Annotated in this window: 21 protein-coding genes; 6 read left to right on the top strand and 15 right to left on the bottom strand. The window is 72.5% G+C overall.

The genetic code is table 11. The features are described 5' to 3' along the window. Positions 1–28: 28 nt before the first annotated feature. The 14 genes from hypF to OG289_RS44855 all read right to left on the bottom strand — a co-directional run bounded on the left by hypF (position 29) and on the right by OG289_RS44855 (position 13,232). Positions 29–2,419, bottom strand: a complete 2,391-nt coding sequence (hypF, locus tag OG289_RS44915; protein WP_327319777.1) for a carbamoyltransferase HypF — start codon at positions 2,417–2,419, stop codon at positions 29–31. After that, a complete protein-coding gene (gene hypB, locus OG289_RS44910) occupies positions 2,416–3,171 on the bottom strand; it encodes a hydrogenase nickel incorporation protein HypB (RefSeq protein WP_327319776.1) in 756 nt (251 codons plus the stop codon). Before hypB ends, hypF begins: the two co-directional genes overlap by 4 nt. Positions 3,172–3,174: 3 nt before the next feature. Continuing rightward, positions 3,175–3,573 carry a hydrogenase maturation nickel metallochaperone HypA gene (hypA, locus tag OG289_RS44905; RefSeq protein WP_327319775.1) on the bottom strand — a complete coding sequence of 133 codons (399 nt, stop codon included), beginning with the start codon at positions 3,571–3,573 and terminating at the stop codon, positions 3,175–3,177. Between the two features lie 142 nt (positions 3,574–3,715). Beyond that, positions 3,716–3,820: a DUF6893 family small protein gene (locus tag OG289_RS49885; RefSeq protein ID WP_442819039.1), complete on the bottom strand. Its 105-nt coding sequence runs from the start codon at positions 3,818–3,820 to the stop codon at positions 3,716–3,718. Between the two features lie 10 nt (positions 3,821–3,830). After that, positions 3,831–4,376, bottom strand: a complete 546-nt coding sequence (locus OG289_RS44900; RefSeq protein ID WP_327319774.1) for a hydrogenase maturation protease — start codon at positions 4,374–4,376, stop codon at positions 3,831–3,833. Further along, complete coding sequence (locus OG289_RS44895; protein ID WP_327319773.1) at positions 4,373–5,803, bottom strand: hypothetical protein; 1,431 nt, start codon at positions 5,801–5,803, stop codon at positions 4,373–4,375. Before OG289_RS44895 ends, OG289_RS44900 begins: the two co-directional genes overlap by 4 nt. Next, on the bottom strand, positions 5,800–6,492 hold the full coding sequence (locus OG289_RS44890) for a DUF6084 family protein (RefSeq protein WP_327319772.1): 693 nt from the start codon (positions 6,490–6,492) through the stop codon (positions 5,800–5,802). Before OG289_RS44890 ends, OG289_RS44895 begins: the two co-directional genes overlap by 4 nt. After that, on the bottom strand, positions 6,489–7,145 hold the full coding sequence (locus OG289_RS44885) for a DUF5947 family protein (RefSeq protein WP_327319771.1): 657 nt from the start codon (positions 7,143–7,145) through the stop codon (positions 6,489–6,491). The genes OG289_RS44890 and OG289_RS44885 overlap by 4 nt, the downstream gene beginning before the upstream one ends. Next, the gene (locus OG289_RS44880) at positions 7,142–7,681 is read right to left on the bottom strand and encodes a hypothetical protein (protein WP_327319770.1); all 540 of its coding nucleotides are present in this window, start codon (positions 7,679–7,681) and stop codon (positions 7,142–7,144) included. The genes OG289_RS44885 and OG289_RS44880 overlap by 4 nt, the downstream gene beginning before the upstream one ends. After that, on the bottom strand, positions 7,678–9,462 hold the full coding sequence (locus OG289_RS44875) for a nickel-dependent hydrogenase large subunit (RefSeq protein ID WP_327319769.1): 1,785 nt from the start codon (positions 9,460–9,462) through the stop codon (positions 7,678–7,680). The genes OG289_RS44880 and OG289_RS44875 overlap by 4 nt, the downstream gene beginning before the upstream one ends. A gap of 86 nt (positions 9,463–9,548) precedes the next feature. Further along, positions 9,549–10,637: a hydrogenase expression protein HypE gene (locus tag OG289_RS44870; protein WP_327319768.1), complete on the bottom strand. Its 1,089-nt coding sequence runs from the start codon at positions 10,635–10,637 to the stop codon at positions 9,549–9,551. Positions 10,638–10,700: 63 nt separating this feature from the next. Then, on the bottom strand, positions 10,701–12,482 hold the full coding sequence (locus OG289_RS44865; RefSeq protein WP_327319767.1) for an enoyl-CoA hydratase-related protein: 1,782 nt from the start codon (positions 12,480–12,482) through the stop codon (positions 10,701–10,703). A 191-nt stretch (positions 12,483–12,673) separates the two neighbouring features. Continuing rightward, entirely contained in the window at positions 12,674–12,931 is a 258-nt protein-coding gene (locus tag OG289_RS44860) for a hypothetical protein (protein WP_327319766.1), read from the bottom strand. Next, positions 12,918–13,232, bottom strand: a complete 315-nt coding sequence (locus OG289_RS44855) for a DUF6400 family protein (RefSeq protein WP_327319765.1) — start codon at positions 13,230–13,232, stop codon at positions 12,918–12,920. Before OG289_RS44855 ends, OG289_RS44860 begins: the two co-directional genes overlap by 14 nt. 122 nt (positions 13,233–13,354) lie before the next feature. Between OG289_RS44855 and OG289_RS44850 the strand changes: the two genes are divergently transcribed. The 3 genes from OG289_RS44850 (at position 13,355) to OG289_RS44840 (ending at position 14,732) form a co-directional block, all read left to right on the top strand. After that, positions 13,355–13,837, top strand: coding sequence for a MarR family winged helix-turn-helix transcriptional regulator (locus OG289_RS44850; protein ID WP_327319764.1), 483 nt, complete (start codon positions 13,355–13,357; stop codon positions 13,835–13,837). A gap of 2 nt (positions 13,838–13,839) precedes the next feature. Further along, entirely contained in the window at positions 13,840–14,283 is a 444-nt protein-coding gene (locus OG289_RS44845) for a MarR family winged helix-turn-helix transcriptional regulator (RefSeq protein ID WP_327319763.1), read from the top strand. 83 nt (positions 14,284–14,366) lie between these two features. Further along, the gene (locus tag OG289_RS44840; protein WP_327319762.1) at positions 14,367–14,732 is read left to right on the top strand and encodes a tetratricopeptide repeat protein; all 366 of its coding nucleotides are present in this window, start codon (positions 14,367–14,369) and stop codon (positions 14,730–14,732) included. Between the two features lie 520 nt (positions 14,733–15,252). Here OG289_RS44840 and OG289_RS44835 read toward each other — a convergent pair. Beyond that, positions 15,253–16,686, bottom strand: coding sequence for a PepSY-associated TM helix domain-containing protein (locus OG289_RS44835; RefSeq protein ID WP_327319761.1), 1,434 nt, complete (start codon positions 16,684–16,686; stop codon positions 15,253–15,255). A 508-nt stretch (positions 16,687–17,194) separates the two neighbouring features. On the opposite strand from OG289_RS44835, the gene OG289_RS44830 reads away from it, so the two are divergent. From OG289_RS44830 to OG289_RS44820, 3 genes are read left to right on the top strand one after another with little or no spacing between them, the layout of a single operon-like run. Further along, positions 17,195–17,842, top strand: coding sequence for a peptide deformylase (locus tag OG289_RS44830; RefSeq protein WP_327319760.1), 648 nt, complete (start codon positions 17,195–17,197; stop codon positions 17,840–17,842). A 45-nt stretch (positions 17,843–17,887) separates the two neighbouring features. Beyond that, positions 17,888–18,787 carry a hypothetical protein gene (locus OG289_RS44825; protein WP_327319759.1) on the top strand — a complete coding sequence of 300 codons (900 nt, stop codon included), beginning with the start codon at positions 17,888–17,890 and terminating at the stop codon, positions 18,785–18,787. Continuing rightward, positions 18,787–23,478, top strand: coding sequence for a caspase family protein (locus OG289_RS44820; RefSeq protein WP_327319758.1), 4,692 nt, complete (start codon positions 18,787–18,789; stop codon positions 23,476–23,478). The genes OG289_RS44825 and OG289_RS44820 overlap by 1 nt, the downstream gene beginning before the upstream one ends. The last annotated feature ends 13 nt before the right edge of the window (positions 23,479–23,491 follow it).

Raw genomic sequence — 23,491 nt, 5'->3', positions numbered from 1 at the left:
CCTCTCCTCGCTGTGGTCGCGCGTTTACTCAGTCGGTGGGAGTGGGAGTGGCGCGGGCGGCCACCATCAGCTGGCCCAGCGCCAGGCCGCCGTCATTGGGCGGCACCAGGCGGTGCCGCAGGACCGTGAAGCCGTCCTCGCGCAGGGTGGCGGCACAGGCAGAGGAGAGCAGCGTGTTGGCGAACACGCCTCCCGTCAGGGCGACCGTGTCCAGCCCGTACCGCTCTCGCGCCCGCGCGCAGATCCTGTGCACCAGCCCGGTCACGCCCCGGTGGAAGCGCGCCGCGACCAGGGCCGGCTCGATCCCCGCGCGCAGGTCGCCGACGATCGCCGCGAGCACGGGTGCCGGATCGGCCCGTACGACGCCGCCCCCGTTCTCCTCCGAGGCGTGAACGGCGAAGGCGTACGCGGTGGTGTCCTCGGCGGGCGCGCGCAGAGCCGCGCCCTCCAGCTCGACGGCGGCCTGTGCCTCGTATCCGGCCCGGTGGCACACCCCGGCGAGAGAGGACACGGCGTCGAAGAGCCGGCCCATGCTGGACGTGGGGACACAGTTCAGGCCGCGCTCCAACTGCCGTTCCAGAAGGCGGAGTTCGTCGGGCGGGCAGGCGGCGGTACAGGCCAGGTCGTCGGACCAGCCGATCCCGGCCGCCCTCAGATGGGTCAGCGCCATGCGGTACGGCCGGCGTACGGCGGCGTCGCCGCCGGGCAGCGGGACGTACGCGAGGTGCCCGAACCGGGTGAAGCGGTCGTAGTCCGCGAGCAGGAACTCCCCGCCCCACACGGCTCGGTCGTCGCCGTGGCCCGTGCCGTCGAAGGCGACGCCGATCACCGGCCGGGTGCCGTCCAGCCCGTGCTCGGCCATCGCGGCGGCGACGTGCGCGTGATGGTGCTGGACGCGCACGACGGGCCGGTGGGCCGCGTTCCGGTCGGCCCACCGGGCGGAGCGGTAGCCGGGATGCCGGTCGGACACCAGGCTCTCGGGCCGTACCCCGGTAATGGACTCCAACTGCGCAACCGCTTGCTCGAAGGCCCGCTGCGTACCGACGTCGTCCATGTCACCGATGTGCGCCGACAGCCAGGCGCGGCGGCCCGCTCCCAGACAGAAGGCGTTCTTCAGGTCTCCGCCGACGGCGAGGGCCGGCCGCACGGGCAGCGGGAGGGAGACCGGCAACGGGGCGTAGCCACGGGAGCGGCGGATCACCAGCGGCTCCCCGTCGCAGACGCGGACCACGGAGTCGTCGCACGGGACGTGGATCGGCCGGTCGTGCGTGAGCCAGGCGTCGGCCAGGTGCGCGAGCCGCTCCAGCGCCTCGGTGTCGTCGGTGACGATCGGCTCACCGGACACGTTGCCGCTGGTCATGACGAGCAGCGGGGGGCCGTCCGGGTCGCCGGGCAGTCCGAGCAGCAGATGGTGCAGGGGCGTGTACGGCAGCATCACGCCGAGGTCGGGACTGCCGGGCGCGACGGCCTCGGCGGGCCCCGAGTCCCCGGTGGCGTACGACGGGTGCGGACGCCGCCTCATCAGGACGACCGGCCTGGCCCGGCCTTCGAGCAGGTTCCGTTCCTCGGGGCTCAGCCGGACGAGGTGCCGGACGTCGTCCGCGGTCCTGGCCATGACGGCGAACGGCTTGTCCCCGCGCGCCTTCCGGCGGCGCAGGAGGGCGACCGCCGACCGGTTCGTGGCATCGCAGGCCAGGTGGTAGCCGCCCAGCCCCTTCACGGCGAGGATCGCACCCCGGCTCAGCAGTGTGCGTGCCTCGGTGACCGGGTCCGCCTCCTCGACACTCCTGAGCCCGGACCGCTGGGCGACGAGCAGCCGCAGACGCGGTCCGCAGGCCGGGCAGGCGACCGGCTGCGCGTGGAAGCGGCGGTCGGCGGGATCCTCGTACTCCCGGGCGCAGTCCGGGCACATCGCGAAGCCGGCCATGGTGGTGTTGGCCCGGTCGTACGGCACATCGGTGACGATCGTGAAGCGCGGGCCGCAGTGGGTGCAGTTGACGAACGGGTGGCGGTACCGCCGGTCGGCCGGGTCGGCCAGCTCGGCGAGGCAGTCGGCGCAGGTGGCGGAGTCCGGGCTGACCAGGGTGCGGGCCGGTCCGTCGGTGCGGGAGGCGAGGATGGTGAACGCGGTGCCGCCGACGGGAGGCATCTCCTGGTGGTGGACGGACTCGACGCGGGCCAGCGGGGGTGCCTGGGCGGCGATCCGGTCGCAGAAGCCGGCGACGGCCGAGGCGGCGCCCTCGACCTCCACGACGACGCCCTCCGCAGTGTTGGTCACGTGTCCGGCCAGGGCGAGTTCGGTGGCGAGGCCGTACAGGTAGGGCCGGAAGCCCACGCCCTGCACCACTCCTCGGACGGTGACCCGGCGGCGCAGCGGAGTGTTCTCGGCGGTGGCGGCCGGGGCCTGCGGACCGCTCACGAGTGGGTGTGGGCCATCGTGCCGGTGGCCTCCGTGTGCGCGTGGGTGTGACCGTGGTGACGGGGCGGCCGGGCCATGACCGGCGAGTGCACGGGTGTGCCGTCCGCGGCCGCCAGCGCCCGGTCGAGCAGGGCGCCGACTCCCTGCCCGCGGCGTGCCGAGGTCAGGACCACCTCGACTCCGGGGTTGACCTGCTCCACGTTCGCGCGGAACGCAGCCTCGTCGAACTCGACGGCCTGCGCGATGTCGGTCTTGGTGACCACGACCAGGTGGGCGAGGCCGAAGGCGGTGGGGTACTTGAGCGGCTTGTCCTCGCCCTCCGTCACGGAGGCGAGGGTGACCCTCAGCGTCTCCCCCAGGTCGTAGGAGGCAGGGCAGACCAGGTTGCCGACGTTCTCCACGAACAGCAGCCGGGTGTCGTCGGGCAGCCACCCGTCCAGGTGTCCGGCGAGCATCCCTGCCTCCAGATGGCACAGCCCGTCGGTGAGCACCTGCTTGACCGGGACGCCCGAACGCGCCAGGCGTGCCGCGTCGTTCTCGGTGGCGAGGTCGGCGGTCAGCGCCGCGACGGGCACGGACCGCTCCCGTGCCCGCAGCAGTTCGCGCTCCAGCAGTGCGGTCTTGCCGCTGCCCGGACTGGACAGCAGGTTGACGACCGTGGTGCCTCGAGCCGCGAGGTGAGCGCGCAGTTCGTGGGCGCTCAGGTCGTTCTTCGCGAGTACGGCCTGCCGCAGGTCGACGACACGACACATGGTTCAGCGCTCCTCGGAGATCGGTTCGCGGGTGGGCGCGTGCGGGGGGCCGCCGTCCTCCCAGTGCACGTCGAGGATCTGCAGTTCCCGGCCCGCGAGCAGGTCGGTACGCGTCCCGCCGCACAGGGGGCAGGTCAGCCGGGGCGGCATGCCGACGGCCCATTCGTGTGCGCAGGGCGTGCAGCGGGCCCGCCCCGGCACCGCTTCGGTGACCAGCTCGGCGCCTTCCAGCAGGGTTCCGGCGCAGGCCACTTCGAAGCAGAAGGCGAGCGCATCGGGTACGACGCCGGCCAGTTCGCCGACCTGGAGCCGTACCGATCGCACGGCCGTGACGTCACCGGCCCGCTCGGCGGCCTCTGCCACCTGGTCGACGACGGCCAGCGCGACGGACATCTCGTGCATGGGACTCCGTCCTTCCGCGGCCTGCCTCCGCCGGGCTTCATTAGAGGCGCGCACACCCGGGTCGCGCGGACCGGCACGCCGTCACCGGCCGGCAGGTACGCCGTTCGACGCAACGCGCGGCACACCGGGTGGCGCCCACGGTTCACATCCGTCGGATCCGCAGGTAGCGCCTGAGGTCGGGAAGCACCTCGGCGAAGACGGCGACCATGGCGGCGAGGGCCGCTCCACCGATGACGATCTTCTTCATCCGTCTCTCCTCATGTCGAGGCCTCAGCGGTTGAGGCCTGCCCCACGGACGGCTCGCCGTCCCACAGCAGCTCTTCGATCAGCCGGACGGCCTCCGGTACGGCGTCGGACACCGGCGCGCTGAGACCGATGCCCTCGTCCACCGAGGCCGGTTCGCATCCGACGACCAGGACGCGGCGTGGCGGTTCGCCGCCGGTCCCGGCGCACAGGGTGCCCAGCAGCGCCAGGACGGCGTCGGGGGTCATCCGGTGGCCGTCCAGCGCGGCGGCGCCGGGCGAGGGGCTCTCGCCGCCGACGTCGTGTTCGATCACGTACAGCGTGCCCGGGGCTTCGCCGCGTGCCGTGGCGTCCACGAGGACGAGGGTGTCGTAGCCGTCCAGCAGCTGGTAGGCGAGGTGCACTCCGCGCACCCCGATGTCGACGACCTCGATGTGTCCGGGCAGATCGCGCTCGGCGAGCCGGCGGGCGGTCTCCACGCCGAAGCCGTCGTCTCCGAGGAAGATGTTGCCGATGCCCGCCACCAGAGTCCGTGCAGCGGTCCGCGCGGGAAGGTTCATACGTCGTCCTCCAGCGGTGTGACCTCGTCGGGCTGGAAGTACAGGAACCGTCCCTGCTCGCGGCGGATGTCGGCGCCCGGGTCGCCCTCGACCGTGACCGCTAGGTGCACGCCGCCGTCGACGTCGTGCAGCACGGCCTCGACCTTCGCGGTGCGGCCCCGCAGGAAGATGTCCTGCGCGTCGGTGCGACGCAGGCCCGGGTGCAGCTCGACACGGCTGCCCTGGCCCACCGACCGGCCGTCCACGACCACACGGTCTCGCGCCGGGTCGAAGCCCGCTTCGCTCGCGGGGTCCCACCAGGGGGTGTCCGGCCGCTGCACCCCGTACTCGTCGGGGAAGCCGCCGTCCGGGGCGGCGGGGCCCCGGCCGGTGACCTCGCGCAGACTCCGTACCGCCCCGTGCAGCCGCTCCAGCACCTCGGCCGGCATCGAGTCCGCCAGCTCGATCACGGCGGCCGCCCGCTCGTCGGTGCCCCGGGCCTCGCGTTTCTCCTCGTCGGTGAGGGCCGCGGTGCGCAGCGCGAGGATCTCGTCGATCTCGGTGGCGTCGTAGAGCGCGCCGGGGCTCTCCGGCGCGATGGCCGGATGGTCCTCCAGGATGATCGGCGAGGACAGCACGAGGTCGGCGCGGCCGGGCTCGCCCGCGAGCACGGGCCAGGTGTGCAGGTTGCGGCAGGCGGCGGTCGCGCCCTTCGCCCACTCGGGGGGATCGGTCATCGACAGGAACGATCCGGCGCTGAGGGCCATGAGCATGTGGGTGGCGACCAGGGAGCGCGGCAGCGCCGCGTCCCGGTCGGCGCCGCGGCCCTCGGGCGGCGTCCAGTCGCCGGCGTTCTCGACGACGGCGGTCAGGCGCACGGCCCGGTAGGGGCCGTCGAGTTCGCGGGCGGACAGCCGGACCGTCCCGCTGATCTCCTCGCACCGCCGGACCACTCGGCCGACGGTGCGGCCGGCCGCGTCCAGGACCGGTGCGGTGTCCTCCCGAGCGGGACGTCGGAAGGGATGGGTGACGCCGTCGCCGAGGAGTTCGTCCACCGACGCGACCACCTCGACACGCTCCTCGCTCCCCTCGTCCCAGGGCACCAGCACCCGGTCGTCGAGGCGGAGTTCGGCGACGGTGTCGAAGCCGCCGTCCGGGCGGGCCCGCTGCACCGTGCGCCGTCGGGCGTGCAGGAAACGCACCTCGACCGAGAGGGTCGCGCCCGCCTTCGGTTCCATCAGGCATTCGGTGTGCTGGAAGTCGTGCTCCTCGCACTCGGCGCCCCAGCCGGGCGGCACGAGCACCCCGAACTGCCAGCGCAGCCGGTTCTTGGCGGCCGAGGCGCGGTACGGGTAGAGCACGTAGCCCTCGAAGAGGACGGCGTCGGCCACCTGCCGGGCGAGGGCGAACCGCTCCTCGGTCTCGGGGGCGAACGCGGTCACGGTCACGGTTCGGTCCTTCCGGTGGTGCCGGTGAGCGTGCGGAACGGGTCGCTCGCCGGCGGGTCGGCGGCGGCGCTGCCGTCGAGCAGGGCCTTGAGGGTCGCCTCCCAGGAGGGCAGGGCGTGCCGGGAGCGGTAGGCGAGGAGGGCGTCCATGGTGTCGCGCGGCAGCCGGATCCAGCCGCACCCGGGGAAGTGCTGCTCGACCATCTCCCGCCACGTGGCGACCGGCATCCGGAAGGCCGCCTCCCGGTCCCAGGGGACCGGCTCGACCTGGAAACCGCCGGCCCCGGTGAACGCCGTGCCGGAGAAGAGCATCAGCAGCGGAACCTCGCCGCCGGTGAGGGCGGTGAGGTAGCGGGTGGCGGCGACGTCCATGTCGTAGGTGCAGGGCACCACGAGGTCGGCCTCGGTCTCTCCGGTGAAGCCGGGGACCATGAGCGAGACCTGGGCGAACTGCACAGGCTGGAGGGTGCTGCCCCAGCGGGAGCGCTCGCCGAAGAGGTCCGCCAGCCCGCCGGCCTCGGCCGACTCGTAGGCCCGGCGGGCGGGTTCGATACGGATCTGGCAGCGCAGCGCGAGGGCGTGCACGCGTGCGTCGCCGGCGGCGGTGACGCGCAGCCGGAAGACGAGGGTCGGTCCGGCGGCGTACCGGTCGGCGCGGACGCCGGTGCAGGCGAAGGAGAACTCCGTCATGGCCGCACCGCCTCGTCCACCGGCCGGGCGCGTCGCGCGACGTCCACGAAGAACGCGTCGAGAGCGGCGCGAGCCTCGGATCCGCCGTCGAAGCCCTGCCACAACAGGCGCATGCGGCCGACGAGTTCGTAGCAGATGTCGATCGGTACGAGGTGGCACTCGCATCGGCCGTCCGTGCGGCGCAGCAGCAGCGCCTCCACGTCGGGTTCGAGCAGCTCGGCGAGGCGGCTGCCGCCGAGGACGTCCGTCCACGTGGCCGGTTCGAGTTCGCTCTCGGTGGCTCCGGCCGGGCTCGGGTAGAGGGCGACCAGCCGGTCGAGCGCCGCGTTGCGGAAGAGGAAGGCGACGCCGACCGGGATCTGCAACGCCTCCCACGCGCTCTCGTCGAGGCGGTGTCCGGGGTCGGTGAGGTAGCGGGCCGGGACCGTGCGGAAGCGGCCCGCGGCGGCGCCCGGCTGTTCCATCAGCAGCGCACAGGCGGCGCAGGCGCAGACCAGGGCGCGCTTCTCGGTGTCGACCAGGTGGCGGTGGTCCGCTTCGGCCACGGCCACCGCGCACAGTTCGCATCGCTCCGGCCGGGGTGGACGCTCGGAGAGGAATCTGCGCAGGCCGGAGGGGCGCGCATGCCGGGCGGGCGCCGGGGACGCGCTCACCGGGTCCTCGTCGGCGTCGGCCCGGTACCGATCTGGAGGAGTGCGGGCCCGGCGGGCGCGGTCTGTACGTCGACGGCCCTGACCTCAGGCGCGAAGCAGGCGAGCGCCGCCCGGGCGGCCTCCCGGGCGCTCGCGCCGGAGCCGCAACCGCAGCCGCCGGCCTCCTGGGCCCGCAGTGTCAGGGTGCCGCTCTCCTCGTCGAAGTCCACGACGTCCAGGGCGTGTTCCCGGACGGTGTCGAGGGCCCGGGCGATGCGGGTGTCGCGGTCCTCCGGGTGCAGGTCGTGCAGGACGAGGAGGCTCGCGACCAGTTCGTCGCCGAGCAGTCCTGCCGGCGCTTCGCCGGGAGCGGAGGACAGCAGGTGGAGGATGCGGGCCAGGCCGGCGCCGTAGAAGTCCATGAGGGACCGGACGAGTTCCTCCGCCGCCGCGGCGGCGTCCGGGTCGCCGCTCGCGGCCAGCCGGTCCAGTACCTCCTCGACACGGCGTCCGGTCTGTTCCGCGTCGACGGCTCGCGCCGCCGTCGGCGCGCTCATCCGCCCAGTCCGCTCAGGCCGGTGGGCACGTGCATCGACTTCACGGTCTTGCCGCCCCCGACGTACATGTGGACACCACAGGGCAGACAGGGGTCGAAGCTGCGGACGGCGCGCATGATGTCGATGCCCTTGAAGTTGTCCGGGGTGTTCTCCTCGAAGATGGGCGTGTTCTGCACGGCGTCCTCGTACGGGCCCGGCGTTCCGAAGGTGTCCCTGGTGCTGGCGTTCCAGGGCGTGGGCGGGTACGGGTGGTAGTTGGCGATCTTGCCGTCGCGGATCACCATGTGGTGGGAGAGGACGCCGCGGACCGCCTCGGTGAAGCCGACGCCGATGCTCTCGTCCGGGACCTCGAACTTCTCCCAGGTCTGGGTGCGTCCGGCCCGGACCTCCTCCAGCCCCTTCTCCGCGAAGTGCAGGGCGACGGCGGCGGTGTAGGCCTGGAAGTAGGTGCGCGCGCGGTTGCGTTCCAGCGCGTTGCTCCACTTCGGGATCTTCCACTCGAAGCTGGTCTCGGGCCGGGTCATCGTGCGGGGCAGGTTGATGACCACGCTGTGACCGGTGGCCTTCACGTAGCCGGTGTCGACGAGTCCGGACAGGGCGGTCGACCACAGGCGGGCGATGGGGCCGCCGCCGGTGTCCAGGGCGAGGTGGTCCTTGCCGTCGAACCAGCGCGGGGACATCACCCAGCTGTACTTGTCGTCGAAGTTCCGCTTCTGCGGGGCCGGGATGGTGTGCTGGTTCCACGGGTGGCGCGGGTCCACCGGGTTGCCGAGCGGGTCGTGGGTGACGAACTGTTCCTGGCCCTGCCAGTCCTCGTAGTAGGAGCTGCCCAGCAGGATGCGGATGCCGAGGTTGATCTCGGTGAGGTCGTTGGTGACGAGCTTGCCGTCGACGACGATGCCGGGCGTGACGAACATGCGCCGGCCCCAGTCCGTCATGTTGGCGTAGGTGAAGTCGCAGTACTCGGGGTCGTTCAGCGCGCCCCAGCAGCCGAGCAGGACTCGCCGGCGGCCGACCTCCTCGTACCCGGGCAGCGCCTCGTAGAAGAAGTCGAACAGGTCGTCGTGCAGGGGCACGACGCGCTTCATGAACTCCACGTAGCGCATCAGGCGGCTGAGGTAGTCCGTGAAGAGCTGTACCGAGGCAATGGTTCCGACGCCGCCCGGATAGAGCGTGGAGGGGTGCACATGGCGGCCCTCCATCAGGCAGAACATCTCCCGGGTGTAGCGGCTGACCTGGAGGGCCTCGCGGTAGAACTCACCCTCGAGGGGGTTGAGCGAACGCATGATGTCGGCGATCGTGCGGTAGCCGTGCTCCGCGGCGTGCGGGGCCTCGGTGCGCTCGGCGAGTTCGAGGACGCCGGGGTTGGTCTCCCTGACCATCTTCTCGCAGTAGTCGACCCCTACCAGGTTCTCCTGGAAGATGTTGTGGTCGAACATGTACTCCGCGGACTCGCCGAGGTTGATGATCCACTCACCGAGGTGCGGTGGCTTCACTCCGTACGCCATGTTCTGCGCGTACACCGAGCAGGTGGCGTGGTTGTCCCCGCAGATCCCGCAGATGCGGCTGGTGATGAAGTGGGCGTCGCGGGGGTCCTTGCCGCGCATGAAGACGCTGTAGCCACGGAAGACCGACGACGTGCTGTAGCACTCCGCGACCCGCTTCTGCTTGAAGTCGATCTTCGTGTGGATGCCCAGGCTGCCCACGATCCGCGTGATCGGGTCCCAGGCCATCTCCACCAGGCCGCTGCCGTCGCCGGCCGCCTTCGTCTTCGGTGCCATCTGTGTGCCGTGCCCTTCGTTGCGCGGGAAATTCGTGTGTGTGGGGGGGTGCACGAAGCAGGGAGCGGACTACGCGCCGCGGACGCTCACCACGGGGGTCGGTATCCGGTGGTGATCTTGTCTCCGGTGCGGCGCCACTTGGGCTCCTTGTCGACGGTCCTGGCCGTGATCGACCGCAGCTTGCGGACCACGGCGCCGTAGGCTTCGCTGGCGCCGCTCGACACCTTGGCGCCGGGGGGTTCGTCCATGAACGGCATGAACTTGTCGGGGAACCCGGGCATGGTGCAGGCGATGCAGATGCCGCCGACGTTGGGGCAGCCGCCGATCCCGTTCATCCAGCCGCGCTTGGGCACGTTGCACTTGACGACCGGGCCCCAGCAGCCGAGCTTGACCAGACACTTCGGCGAGTCGTACGACAGGGCGAACTCACCCTGCTCGTAGTAGCCCGCCCGGTCGCAGCCCTCGTGCACGGTGGCCCCGAACAGCCAGGTCGGGCGCAGCTTGTCGTCCAGCGGGATCATCGGAGCGGCGCCGGCCGCCTGGTAGAGCAGATAGGTGAGCGTCTCGGAGAAGTTGTCGGGCTGGATCGGGCAGCCGGGGACGCACACGATGGGGATGCCGGCGTGGGACTTCCAGTCCCAGCCGAGGTAGTCGGGCACGCCCATCGCGCCGGTCGGGTTGCCCGCCATGGCGTGGATGCCGCCGTAGGTGGCGCAGGTGCCGATGGCGACGACCGCCAGCGCCTTCGGGGCGAGCCGGTCGATCCACTCGCTGGTGGTGATCGGCTGACCGGTCTCCGGGTTGTCGCCGAAGCCGCACCAATAACCCTCGGGCTTGATCGCCTCGTTGGGGATGGAGCCCTCGACGACCAGGACGAACGGGTCGATCTCGCCCCGCTCCCCCTTGAAGAACCACTCGATGAACGTGTCCGAGCCGCCGACCGGACCGCACTCGAAGTCGATGAGCGGCCAGTGGACGGCGATCTTCGGAAGACCCGGCAGCACGCCGAGCACAATCTCCTCGATGCTGGGCTGCATGGCCGCCGTCAACGCGACCGAGTCGCCGTCGCAGCTCAGCCCCGCGTTGATCCAGAGGATGTGGATCGTGGGTGTCTCGTCGGCGGGCGCGCCGCCTGCGTCCACAGCGCCCACCGTGCCCGGCGTCGCCTCAGTCATGGGACCGCCTCCTGGGGAGGTAAGGGATGAAGGCCTGCATTTCGACCTTCGGCTCTCTTCGTATCAGCCGTTCGGCCGTGACGTGACGCTGTGGAGGGCCGTTCCGGTGACATCGGCGGCACCGGGGACCGGAGCGGTTTGCGCAACCGCCGGCACACCCAGGTGCGGCGGCGTGCACGAGGGCCGCTCCTTGCGGACGAAGGAACGGCGCAGAGCGTGATACGGGGCGTCCGGGTCGTCGAAGGCCCGGCGCATCCGGGCCAGCTCCCGCTCACGGAAGCCGGCCAGCGGGGTCACGCTCTCCAGCCGGTCCAGCTCCGTCTTCTTCGCGGTGATCCGTGACGCCGTCGCCGGAAGTGACGCCAGGCGTGCCGCCAGGCCGCCGACCTCCCGCGCGAACTCATCGGGACCGCGGTCGACCACCCGGTCGACGAGCCCGAGGCGCAGTGCGCTCGCCGAGCTCACCGGCAGAGCCTCACGCATGAGCCGTTCGGCCGTCGCGGCACCCACCCTGCGCGGCAGGGTGTGCGTCCAGTACTCCGAGCCGTACAGGCCCATCAGACGGTAGTGAGGGTTCAGTACGGCGCCCGAGCGGCACCACACCTCGTCGGCCGCCAGGGCGAGCATCACCCCGCCGGCCGCGGCGTTGCCCGCGACCGCCGAGACCACGAGCCGGTCCGTGGTCGTCAGGACCGCCTCGACCAGATCGTCGATGGCGTTGATGTTCGCCCAGGACTCGGCGGCGGGGTCGGCGGCGGCCTCGATGACGTTGAGGTGGATCCCGTTGGAGAAGAAGTCCCGTTCGCCGCCGAGCACCACCACCGACGTGGGCCGCGCGCACGCTTCCCGGTAGGCGTCCAGCAGACGCCGGCACTGCTCCGTGCTCATGGCCCCGCCGGGAAAGGAGAACGACAGGAAGCCCACGTTGCCGTCCTCCCGGTAGCGGATGTCCGTCCAGGTACGGCGCCCCGCCTCGGACAACAGGGGCAGGGCGTGCTCGGGCAGCGACGGCAACCGGTCCCCCAGGGCCCGCACGGCGGGCAGTTTGAACGTGGGCGGCTGCCCGGGCCCGCGCCGGGGCCGCAGCTCGGAAATCCACACGGCGCCGTCCTTGGTGGCCCGGCAGATTGCCCCGGCGCGGGTGGCCAGCAGCTCGCCCGGGCGGCCGCGCAACACGCTCTCGGGGTGACCGCCGTGCAGATACCACTCGCCGCCGAGCAGCGTGTCCAGCACACCGGGCTGCGAGTCCGCCGCCCTCAGCTTGCGCAGGACGTCCTGCGTGCAGTCCTCGGTCCAGTCGACCCGCCGGACGCTCTGGTCGAGGTAGGGGCGCGGGCGGAGGCGGACGTCGGCCGTGTACGGCGCGTCCTGCCTGCACGGTACGTGGGTTCCCCCGGCGAAGCGCTCCACGGCGAGCAGGACGGCCTCGAGCGCGGCGTCGGCGATCTCGCCCCGGTACAGCTCGCTCTTGGACATCGGAGGGAACCGGCACGGGACGCAGGCCCACACGTCACCGGCGTCCATCTCCTCATCGGCCTGCAGGACGGTGACGCCCCACTGGTCGACGCCGTCGTGGATCGCCCAGTCCAGGGAGGACGGTCCGCGGTCGCCCACGGGCCCCGGATGGACGACGAGACACGTGTACGCCGTCCACACTTCCTCGGGGATCGCCGTCTTCAGCATCGGCGCCACGATGAGCTGCGGTGCGTGCCGCCGCACGGCTTCCGGCAACGGGCTGCCGGGCAGGGCGAGTTCCACCGCCACGGTGTGGCCACGGTCGCGCAGTTCGGCGTGGGTGCGCTGGGTGAGGCTGTTGAACGCGCTGGCCAGGATCAGGATGTGCACGGCTGCCTCCGGGCGGACGAACGGCAGGCAGGGATGGCCGCCGACCGCGATCCTCGGCCAAGCCGGCCCGCCGTCCCGGACGACAGACAGGGGGGGTCATCCGAAAGCGGGCGTCGATCCGCCGTCCGGCCTCACCGGGCCGGTGCCGCCGCGGCACCGACTCGGCTCACCGAGTCGGCCGCGGTGAACGATCACCGGCGATGTAGGCCGCTGGTAATGCGCTGCCACGGGGAGCGGGTGGCACCGAAATGGGTCTCGTGCGTCCAGATGTGGGTGCACGACCGGCACTGCAGGTGGAGCAGGCTGCCTGCGTTGGAGAGCAGGTAGCGCCAGTGCTCGGAGCAGGTACGCCCCTGCTCGCAAGGGGCGCAGCCGCGATGGTCGGCGCAGTTCGGGCAGGCCACCCAGGCGCGACGCCCGATGTCGGCCTGCGGGTCAAGGGGCAGCATGGCCGCCCCCTGTCCGCGGCAGCACTCCGGCCGAGACCAGCTCGTCGTACACGCGCTGCTGCTCCGCGTCGAGGCCGGAATACAGCAGCTCGTACGCGGCTTCCTCGCCGCGCAGCGCGGCTATGGGGTCCCAGTCGGATCCGAGAGCGTCCAGGACATGGGCGCGCCGGAGCATTTCGTGGGAGCTCAGGTCGACGGCCAGCTCGACCAAGGGGCTGCTGTCCGGTCGGTCGGCCGCAGGCCTGCTCACTGCGGCGGGTTCGTCCGGTTCGTCGGGAAGGGCGCGGCCATCGGGGGACATGCGACCGAACGTAGGTATGCGCTCCTCGGCCAGGCAAGAGCAGGTGGGAGAAGTCACAAGGGGGATGCTCGACGAACAGAATTTAGTAGCCATGGACATAGTAGCCATGTAATGTATCGCCCATGAGCGAGAGCAGGGGTTCCGAACGGGCCACGCCCGGTTTCCTGGTGTGGCGACTGTCGACCAAGTGGCGCGTGGCCGTCGACCGGGCGGTGGCCCCGCTCGGTCTCACCCACGCGCAGTACTCCCTGGTCGCCTCGCTCTACGGCATGCAGCGGGACGGCGAACGCCCCAGCCAGCGCCGCCTCGCCGACCACACCGGGCTCGAGCCGCTCTACGTCTCGAAGCTCGCGCGCGCCCTGGAGTCCGCGGAGCTGATCGAACGCACCCGTGACCCCCGGGACCCACGCGCCGTACAACTGGCACTCACCGAACAGGGACAGGACGTCACACGGCGGGCCGTCCAGGTGGTCCAAGGGTTGCTGGAGCAGTTGCTGCAACCGCTCGGCGGCCTGGACAGCCCGCGGACGCGCACGTTCAAGAGCGAACTGGCGGTCCTGCTCGACGTAACACTCGACCTCACCGACGAAACCCCTCAGGAGTAGTGATGACTTCCACCGCACAGCCCGCCGGCGGCCGCACCATAGGCCTCGCGCACTACGCGGGACGCGCCGTCCTGGAGCACGTCCTGGCCCGCCACGGCGTCACCTTCCAGCAGCAGATCACCCTGCGGACCGCCGTCACCGCCGACGGACCGCTGGACCTCGGCACGCTCGTCGAGGCGGTCACCGGGGCCCTCAAGGTCGAGGCGGCGGACGTACGCGTCACCGTCGACGCACTGCTCGCCAAGGGGCTGCTGTCGGCCGACGGCCCGCTGATCAGCACCACGGACGCCGGGCGCGAACTGTTCGCCGCGGTCACCGCAGAGACGGGCGAGGTCTCGGCCCGGATCTACGCCGGGATCCCCCCGGAGGACCTGGCGACCGCCGGGCGCGTCCTCGCGCACATCACCGAACGGGCCGACGCGGAGCTGGCGGCCCTGGCCCCGTAGCCGCCCCCGGGTGACCACCCCAGGTGGTGGAATATTCAACCACCAGGTCCGGTTGTCGGCGTCGAAGGAGGTCACGAGTGGACATGACATACGAGACGACGCACGACTCCGCGTACTACGGCCACGGAACGCCGGCCGAGCGGTGGGAGCGGGCTCAGCTGTTCTTCGCCGCGAAGGAGTACGCCGCCGCCGCGCGGGTGCTGGCCGGTCTGGTCGAGGGGGTGCCGGAGCAGACCGGTCCGCGGCTGCTGCTGGCTCGCGCCTACTACCACTCGGCCCAACTCCGCCGCGCCGAGAGTGAGTTGCGCGTGATCGTCGAACGCGACCCGGTGGAGCACTACGCGCGGCTGATGCTGGGCCGCACCCTGGAGCGGCAGGGACGGCACGAGGAGGCGGGACCCCATCTGCGCCTCGCCTCGGCGCTGACGGGGGACTTCCCCGAGGCCTGAGGCACCCCGCTCGCACGGAGCCGGAGCCGTGACATCCGCGTGGCCCCACGCGCTCACGGCTCCGGCCCTGGGTGTCGAACGCCCTGAGCCACATACCGCGTTGGCGCTCTTCTCCGTGCTCGCCGGCCTGCTGTCGGCTTTCCTCCTGGTCGGCTGGCGCAGCACACGCTCCCGTCGACGCCGCAACGATTGGGCCTTCCGGGAGGACTGGAACTTCTCTGTCCACGGGCCGACGTTCGTCCTGCTGTGCCTGACGACGGAGGCAGACATGTGGTGGTTCGAGACGGACCGGACTCCGAGGTCCCGCTGTCCCGTCGGCTACGGCATGCCGGTGGTCGCCGCCTTCATGGCCCACCGCTGGTACCGCTGCTTCGGTGCCCGCCTGCGCACGCCGCTGCGAGGGCGGAGCGGCGCGGGCGGGACCGGCGACGACGCTCCGCGGGCCGGGCGTCGAGGCCGCGGGCCGGGCGTCGAGGCCGCGGGCCCGCCGAGCGGGACGGGCCCGGACAGGCGGCCGGGCTCAGACAGCCGCCCGCCGCCCTCGACGGTGCGCGATCTCCCCGAGGACGATGTCCACGACCAGGAAGCCGGCGAGCGGGATGCCGAGGAGCGGCACGAAGTAGCCGACCACGGCGACCGCCGCCATCAACGGGACGAGGACGTACGGCGGCACCTGCGCCCAGGCGCCGCGCGGGATCGGGCGGCCGAACGCGGAACCACGGCCGCGCTGCCACCACATGCGGTAGCCCCACACGATCAACAGGATCAGCGACAGCGCCAGGAGCATCAGCGCGATCTGGTTGACCAGGCCGAACAGGACGCCGGTGTGCAGGTCGATGCCCCAGCGCGTCAGCTTGGCCAGCAGCGGGTAGTCCTCGAAGCGCAGCACGTCGACGACCTTGCCGGTGGCCGGGTCGATCGCGACCGAGTCCTGCTTCTCCGGCCAGCTGCGCTGCACCTGCTTGACCACGTACGCGGAGGAGGCGTCCGCGGGCGGGACGATCTCGACCGGGTCGCCCAGCCCCTCGGCGCGCGCGGCGGCCAGGATCCTGTCGAGGCCGACGCCGTGCTCGGCGTCCCCGCCACTGCCGGAGGCCGCGTCGTGACCGGCGTGCTCGCCGCCGACGACGGCCGCCGAGACCGACGGGGTGGACTGGCCGAGAGAGGTGCGCAGCTCGTCGATGTTGGCGCCCGCGTACGTCGACCAGGTCAGGCCCGTCGCGGACAGGAAGACGAAGCCGGCCGCGGCCCAGGCGCCGACGGTGCCGTGCAGACCGAGCGTGCGGCGCCGGCCACTCGTGCCGCGCACCTTGCGCAGGGCGCGGCGGCGGGAGAACCACAGCACGAGGCCGCCGCCCGCGATCACCCACAGCCAGCTCGCGGCGAGTTCGCTGTAGAGGCGGCCGTTCTCGCCGAGGTGCAGGTCGCGGTGGAACTCGTCGATCCAGGTGCGCAGCGGCAGCGCTCCGGTCGAGCCGTACTGCTCCAGCGCGCCGCGCACCTCGCCGGTGTACGGATCGACGAACACGGCGAGGGTGTGGGTGGCGTCGACTCCCTTGACGCCGGACAGCATCACCCGGGTCGTGGCGTCGTCCTCCGGCGAGGGCCGGACGGCCGAGACCGTGCCCTCGGGGTGGGCCTTGCGCGCGGCGTCCACCTGCTCGGAGATCGGCAGCTCGGTGTCGCCGACCGGGACGGTCATCTCGTGGGAGTACACGAGCTTCTCGGCCTGGAACGCACCGGCGTACAGGAACCCGGTGGTGGCCGCGACCAGCAGGAACGGCGCCACGAACAGGCCGGCGTAGAAGTGCAGTCGCAGGACCAGCGGGCGCAACGGGGCCCACGGACCGCGGGACTTCGGCACGGGGGCTGCTGCTTGCGGGGCCTCGTCCGATGGGGGTTCCCCCGCTCGAGCGGAGCCGAGAGTGGGGGGTGTCGAGGGAGCGGTGGACATGGGCGGGCTTCTCCGGGGTCAGGGGGAAGGGGGGCGGAGGTAGTGGTCCGGAAGCTGGGAACTGGGGCTGAGGACCAAGGACTTGGAACTGGAGGCTGGGGGCTGGCGGCTGGGGACTGGCGGCTGGGGACTGGGGGCTGGCGGCTGGGGGCTGGCGGCTGGGGACTGGGGACTGGGGGCTGGCGGCTGGGGGCTGGGACTGAGGGCTGGCGGCTGGGGGCTGGCGGCTGGGGATTGGGGGCTGGGACTGAGGGCTGGCAGCTGGGGGCTGGCGGCTGGGGATTGGGGGCTGGCGGCTGAGGGCTGGCGGCTGGCGGCTGGCGGCTGGCGGCTGGCGGCTGGCGGCTGGCGGCTGGCGGCTGGCGGCTGGCGGCTGGCGGCTGGCGGCTGGCGGCTGGGGGACGATTTCCAGCCGTGACGCACCAGTAGTCGGAAGGGGGTGGCACCGAGTTCCCGCCACTTCGAGTGACCTGCGTCACATGCCGTCCGGCCGTGGCATCCTGGCCCGATGGCATCTCCCAGTCCCCGCGCGCCCCTTGCCGACCGGATCGAGGAACTCCTCGCCCCCGGCGGCCCGTTGCCCATCGTCGCGGCCGGCGACCCGGCCCTGCGCGTGGGCACCGTGCGCTACGACGGTCAGCTCGACCCCACCCTGCTGGCGCGGTTCGTCGAGGCGCTGCGCGTCACCATGCACGCGGCACCGGGAGTCGGCCTCGCCGCGCCGCAGGTCGGTGTGGAACTGCGGATCGCGGTCATCGAGGACCCGGCGCCGGTGCCGGAGGAGGTGCGGGTGGCCCGCGGGCGGGTGCCCCAGCCGTTCCGGGTCCTGGTCAACCCGTCGTACGAGCCGGTCGGTTCCGCCCCCGCCGCCTTCTTCGAGGGCTGCCTGAGCGTGCCGGGCTACCAGGCGGTGGTGACCCGGCACGCCGAGGTCCGGCTGACCGGCGAGGACGAGCACGGCCGGCCGCTGGACGAGGTGTTCGGCGGCTGGCCCGCCCGGATCGTCCAGCACGAGACGGACCATCTCGACGGCATGCTGTACCTCGACCGGGCCGAACCACGGTCGCTCTGCGCCAACCAGGCGGTGCTGGAGCGGTGGGCGCAGCCGACTCCGGTGGCGGCGGCGGAGGCGCTCGGGTTCCCCCTGCCCGGCTGACCTCGCCGCGCGCGTAACCTTGTTCCCTCACACGGGGAGGGACAATTGAGCAAGGTCGTCTTCGTACACGGCGTCGGCAAGCAGTACCTGAGTGAGGACTCCCTGGCACGGGACGTCGTACCGGAACTGCTGGGCGGAGCAAGGCTGGCCGGCGGGCCGGTCCCCTCTCCCGACGACATCGGCGTGGCGTTCTACGGTGACCTGTTCCGCCCGGCCGGCACCCGTGCCGGGCGGGAACTCCCCTACGACGCGGGCGACATCGAGTCCGACGACGAGTTCGCCCTCCTCATGGAGTGGTGGGCCGAGGCCGCCCGCACCGACCCGGCGGTCCCCGGCCCGGCGCAGGCCGGCACCCGGGGTGCCGTCGGCTGGGGCGCCTCCCGGGCCCTGCGACTGAACGCGGTGCGTGCCGCGCTCGACGCCCTGACCGGCGCCCGTTTCCTGACCGGGGTGCTCGACCGGGCGCTGATCGGCAGTCTGAAGCAGGTGACCCGTTACCTCGGCGACGGGGACGTCCGCAGCGCGGCACGCGACCGGCTGTCCGACCGGATCAGCCCGGACACCAGGGTCGTCGTGGCCCACTCCCTGGGCTCGGTCGTCGCCTACGAGACGCTGTGCGACCCGGAGCGCAACCGCGACTGGGACGTGCGCATGCTGGTCACCCTGGGCTCTCCGCTCGGCATGCGGGCGCACGTGCTGGACCGGCTCGACCCCTCCCCCGAGGGACGCCGGGCGGTATGGCCGAAGCCGCTGCGGGCCTGGACGAACATCGCCGACGCCACCGACATCGTGGCCGTCGTCCGGGACCTGCGGCCCGCCTTCGGTGACGGCGTGACCGATGTGGCCGTGCACAACGGCAGCCACATGCACGACGCCACGCGCTACCTCACCGCCGTCGAGACCGGCCGGGCGATCACGGCGGGGCTGCTCCCCGAGGCCGGCTGATGCGCTATCTGGTCGCTGCGGGCACCCGGCACTACCGGGAGAACGCCGAACTCCCCCTCGCGCACGAGGACGTCGACCGTGCGGTGGACCTCTTCGCCTCGATGGGCTACGAGCGGGTCCTGACCGCGGTGTCCTACGACCCCGACTCCGCGTCCTTCGAGGACGCGCTGGCCGACTGGTGCGCGACTCCCGCTCTCACGGCCGAGGACGTCGTGGTCGTGTACTACGCCGGGCACGGCGACCGGGCTCCGACCGGCCAGTACCGGCTGGCCTGCGCGGGCAGTGAGACGCGCCGCCCGCGTTCCTGGCTGTCCCTGCCCCACCTGGCGGAAATCCTGGCCACCTCGCCCGTGCGCAACGTGCTGTTCGTGGTGGACGCCTGCCACGCGGCGGCGGCCACCGCGGAGATCGGCACGATCACCGACACCATCGTGGCGGGCCGGGGCCGCTCCGATGCCTTCGGCGCGGGCACCTGGCTGCTGGCCTCGGCCCGCCATCGCGACATGGCCCTGGACGGAGCCTTCGTCGTGGAGCTCGCCGAGGCGTGTGCCCGGGGCGACGGTCCCTCGCAGCGCTATCTGGCGCCCAGCACGCTCGCCGAACGCGTCAGCGCGTCGTTCGTGGCGGCGGGCAACGCGCAGCGCGCCGCCTGCTCCTCGGTCGACCAGTCCGAGCGGCCTCCCTTCTTCACGAACCCCGCGTTCGATCCGTACGCCGAGATCGTGAGCGACGGCCGGGCCCAGGGAGACGTTTCGGACCTGTCCTCGCACTTCGAGCCGCGTGGCCGGGGCGTGGAGCACGTCCACGATCCCGGCTCGTACTTCACCGGGCGCGAGCGGGCGCTTGCGCAGGCCCGGGCCCATCTGGACGGGGACGAGCCGGGACGGCTGCTCGTCGTGACGGCGGAACCCGGGTCGGGAAAGTCGGCCGTGCTCGGGCGTCTGGTGCTGGACGGCCACGCCGACGCCTCGGTCAACGCCCACCACCAGACCCTGGAGGCCCTGGTGGGCCGGATCGCGGCCGCCGCCGACGTGCGCGCCGCCACTCCGGTCGCCCTCTTCACCGCCCTCGCGGAGCGCCGGCGGCCGTTCCGCGTCGTCGTGGACTCGCTCGACGAGGCGGGCTCCGCCGGCGACAAGGCCGAGGCCCGCCGTATCGCGTGGGAACTCCTGCGGCCGCTCGGGGCGGTGGCGTGCGTCAGGCTGGTGGTCGGCTCACGGCGGGAGCTGCTGCCCCATCTGGGCGACCGGGTTCCGGTCGTCGACCTCGATGACGACCGGTACGCGCGGGACACGGACCCGGCCGCATACGTGGCGAAGATCCTCGGCGACACGGGAGCGCCCTACGCGGCACACCCGGAACTCGCCCTCCGGGTGGCGCACGAGGTCGCCCGCCGTGCCGGGCGCTGCTTCCTGGTCGCCCGGATGACCGCCAGCGCGCTGCTGCGCGGGCCGCTGGTGGACACCGCCGTGCCCGGCTGGTCCGAGCAGTTGCCCTCGGACGTGGGCGGCGCGTTCGAGGCGTATCTCCAGCGTCTGCCCACGGGGCGGCACGCCCGCACCGTCGCGCTGCTGACCACGCTGGCGTTCGGCGCGGGCAACGGACTGCCGCGCAGGATCTGGCTGTCGGCGGCGGCGCGCCTTTCGGGTATCGCTCTCGCCCAGGCGGACATCGACCTGCTGCTGGAGGAGGACGGCTCGTACCTGGCCCATGCGGAGGTGGCCGGGACGAAGTACTTCCGGCTCTACCACCAGGAGCTGACCGACCACCTCAAGCAACGGGCGCTCGCCCACCGGGACATGACGGACCTTCAGGAGTGCTTCGTCGAGATCCTGCTGGAACTCGTGCCCGACAAGGACTGGTCGTGCGCCCACCCGTACGTCCTCGCCCATCTGGCCACGCACGCGGCGCCGGCGGGACACCTGGACGACCTCATCGAGGACGCGTCGTTCGTCGTCCACTCCGACCCGGCCACGCTGCTGCCCGCCGTACGACAGGCCGTGCGCAGGCCCGTGCTCGCCATGGCCGTGGAGCGCTACGCCTACCTGGTGGCCGACAGCGACCCCGGTTCCGTCGACCGGGCCGCCCTGCTGGCGTTCGTGGCGGCGACGTACGGGGAGGACGGGCTGCGGCGCCGGGCGTCGGGGCTGTCGCCGGTGCTGGGGGACGTGCGCGTAGAGCCTCGGGAGATCACCCCGCATCGGGTGGTGGGACGCCATGAGGGCGAGGGGTACGCGACCCGCGCGTACAACCCGCACTGGACGATCGAGCAGGTGTTCCTGCCGTCCGGCGGCCGGGTGGTGCTGGCCGCCCCGCCGCGGGCCCCGCACGTCCATGTGTGGCGACTCGACAACCCTTCGCAGTCCACCGTCCTGCCTCATCCGGCCGACGTCGTGGGGCTCGCGGTGCTGGACGACGACAGGAGCCCGGCACGGGCGGTCACCCTGGATGCCGTGGGGGACGTCCGGATCTGGGACGTCGCGGACCAGACGCTGCTCCACACCGCTTCCGGCGGGGACACCATCCTGTTCGACTCCGGGTTCCTGCCCGACGGCACGGCCGTGCTGCTGTGCGGGAACACGGAGCGCGTCGTCGTCCGCTCCCTTCCGGCGCTCGACACGCTGGCCGAGGCCGCGTGCGAGAACCCGAGCAGGTTCGCCCACGGAGAGATCGGCGCCACCGCGTGCCTGGCGTACGACGAGGACGGGCGGGTCCGGCTGCTGGTCTGCGACGGCCGGCTCGGGCGCGTCACCCTGCATCCCCTCGCCGGGGACGGCGACGCCGACGTGAGCGTACTGCTGGACGGTGCGAGCGAGCCGTTCCTGATGTCGCACATGCACGGCAGCGGCGGGACCGTCGCCGCAATCGGGGAGAGCCGCACTCGTCTGACGCTCCTGCACCCGGGATCGGGGCGCGCGGTGTCCAAGGCGTTCGACGGCTTCATCTGGCAGGACTGTGGCTTCGCGCTCGGCAGCGAGGCGGATCCCGTGTTCGTGACGCAGAACAACGACGACCTGCTCGTGGTACGTCTCGACGCCCCGCCGCAGCCCGTCGCCGCACAGGACAGGGCGGCAGGTCACGTCGACAGGCTGACGCCCGCCTTGCTGCGTGACGGTCTGTACGGGGTGGGGGTGAACGACATCGCGGTACGCGTGGTGGACATCGCCACCGGGGACGCGATCGGGTCGGCGATGTGGGGACACGAGGGCGCGGTGTGCGCCCTGCGTCTGCTGCCCGTCGACGGCGGTCGCGGGCCGGACGTCCTCGCCGTGGGCAACGACGGCACCGCACGGCTGTGGAAGTGGGGGGACCACGAACGCCCGGCCGAGCCCGCGGCACCGAGTGGCTCCGTCGGCGGGGCCGCCCCTGAAATCGAGTCGCTGATCGCGTGGCCGGCCGCCTCACCGGGTGTCCTCGCCCTGTCCGGTACCGAGGCTCGTCGTGTCGTCCCTGCCACGGGACGGGACGGCGGTTCGACATCCTCGCCCTTGCGTGGTCTGTACGCCGATGTCGACGACGAGCAGGACTGGACCGTCGACTCCGAGGGCGCACTGCACGCGCTGGCATGGGCCTACGGGGGGCACTTCCGGCTGGAGTCCTTCTCCGAAGCCGTGCCGGCACCGCCCGGGGTCATTCCCATCTCCCATCTCGTCTGGTCCCGGGTGAGGCCCGGCGAGGAGGGTGAGCCGACCGAGCTGACGTGGTTGAGCGGCGACTGCGTGGGCGGTGCGGTGTCGGGTCATCTCCTGCCGCCCACCCGGCTGTCGCCGCACGCGCGCGTCCTGGCCTTCGACCGGATCCTCGGGCGGTTCCGGCTCCTGGACGCCCCCGACGCGCAGCCCGACTGGACGGAGCTTCCCTGGATGCTCGATCCGCTGCGGGACCAGGCATGCTCAGCGGCGTTCGTCCTGCCGTCCGGGAGCACCGCGCTGATGACGGGCGTCCGCAAGCCCGTGGGCTGGGAAAGCAGCGTGGCCGGGCACTCGAAGCCGGCCACCGTGGCGGGCGAGACGGTCCCGAGGCAGCCGTCCGGCCGCACGGACGGGCGACTGTGGAACATCTCCGACGGCGCGTGCGACGAGGGTGCGCCGGTGGAGCTCCTCGACGACGTGTGGCTCCTGCTGGCCCACCACGGCGCCGACGGGACCCGCTGGGTGGCCCAGCAGGGCTGGGACGGCACCACCCGGGTCGTCCACCTGCCGACGAACCGTCAGTACGAGGTGGCGGGTCCCCGACCCGACGTGTCGCCGGACCCGTCTCTCCGTCGCACGCTCGTATCGGGAAACGACCACTTCATACGCTGGACCGAACTCCCCGACGGCACCCCCGTCCTGCTGCTCCTCGACGACCGGGCGTCCGACGACTCCCGTCCGGCCCCGGTGACAATGTGGGACGCGACGACCCCGGACATCCTCCACCGCCTGGCCGTCCCCGCCTGCCGCATCCTGTGGGCCGGGCCCGCGCCGAGCGGCGAGACGCTGGTGGCGTTGAGCGACGAGTACGGCGTCGCGCTGTGCCATCTCCCGAGCGGTGACCGGGTCTGGGCGGCGCCCCTGCCCGCCCTCGTCACCTCGCTGGTCCCCCTGCCGGACAGCCCGGCGCTGGACCTGGCGGTGGGGACGCAGCAAGGTGTCGTCCTCCTGCGCCCGAGGCTGTCCCGCGCCTGGCAGGACAGCCTCGGAATCAGCTGAACGTCCCTGCTTC

Origin of the sequence: Streptomyces sp. NBC_01235 (genome assembly GCF_035989285.1) — a bacterium.
Taxonomy (GTDB): Bacteria; Actinomycetota; Actinomycetes; order Streptomycetales; family Streptomycetaceae; genus Streptomyces.
Note: the sequence above shows the minus strand (reverse complement) of the source record. Positions and strands in the feature narration are given on the sequence as shown.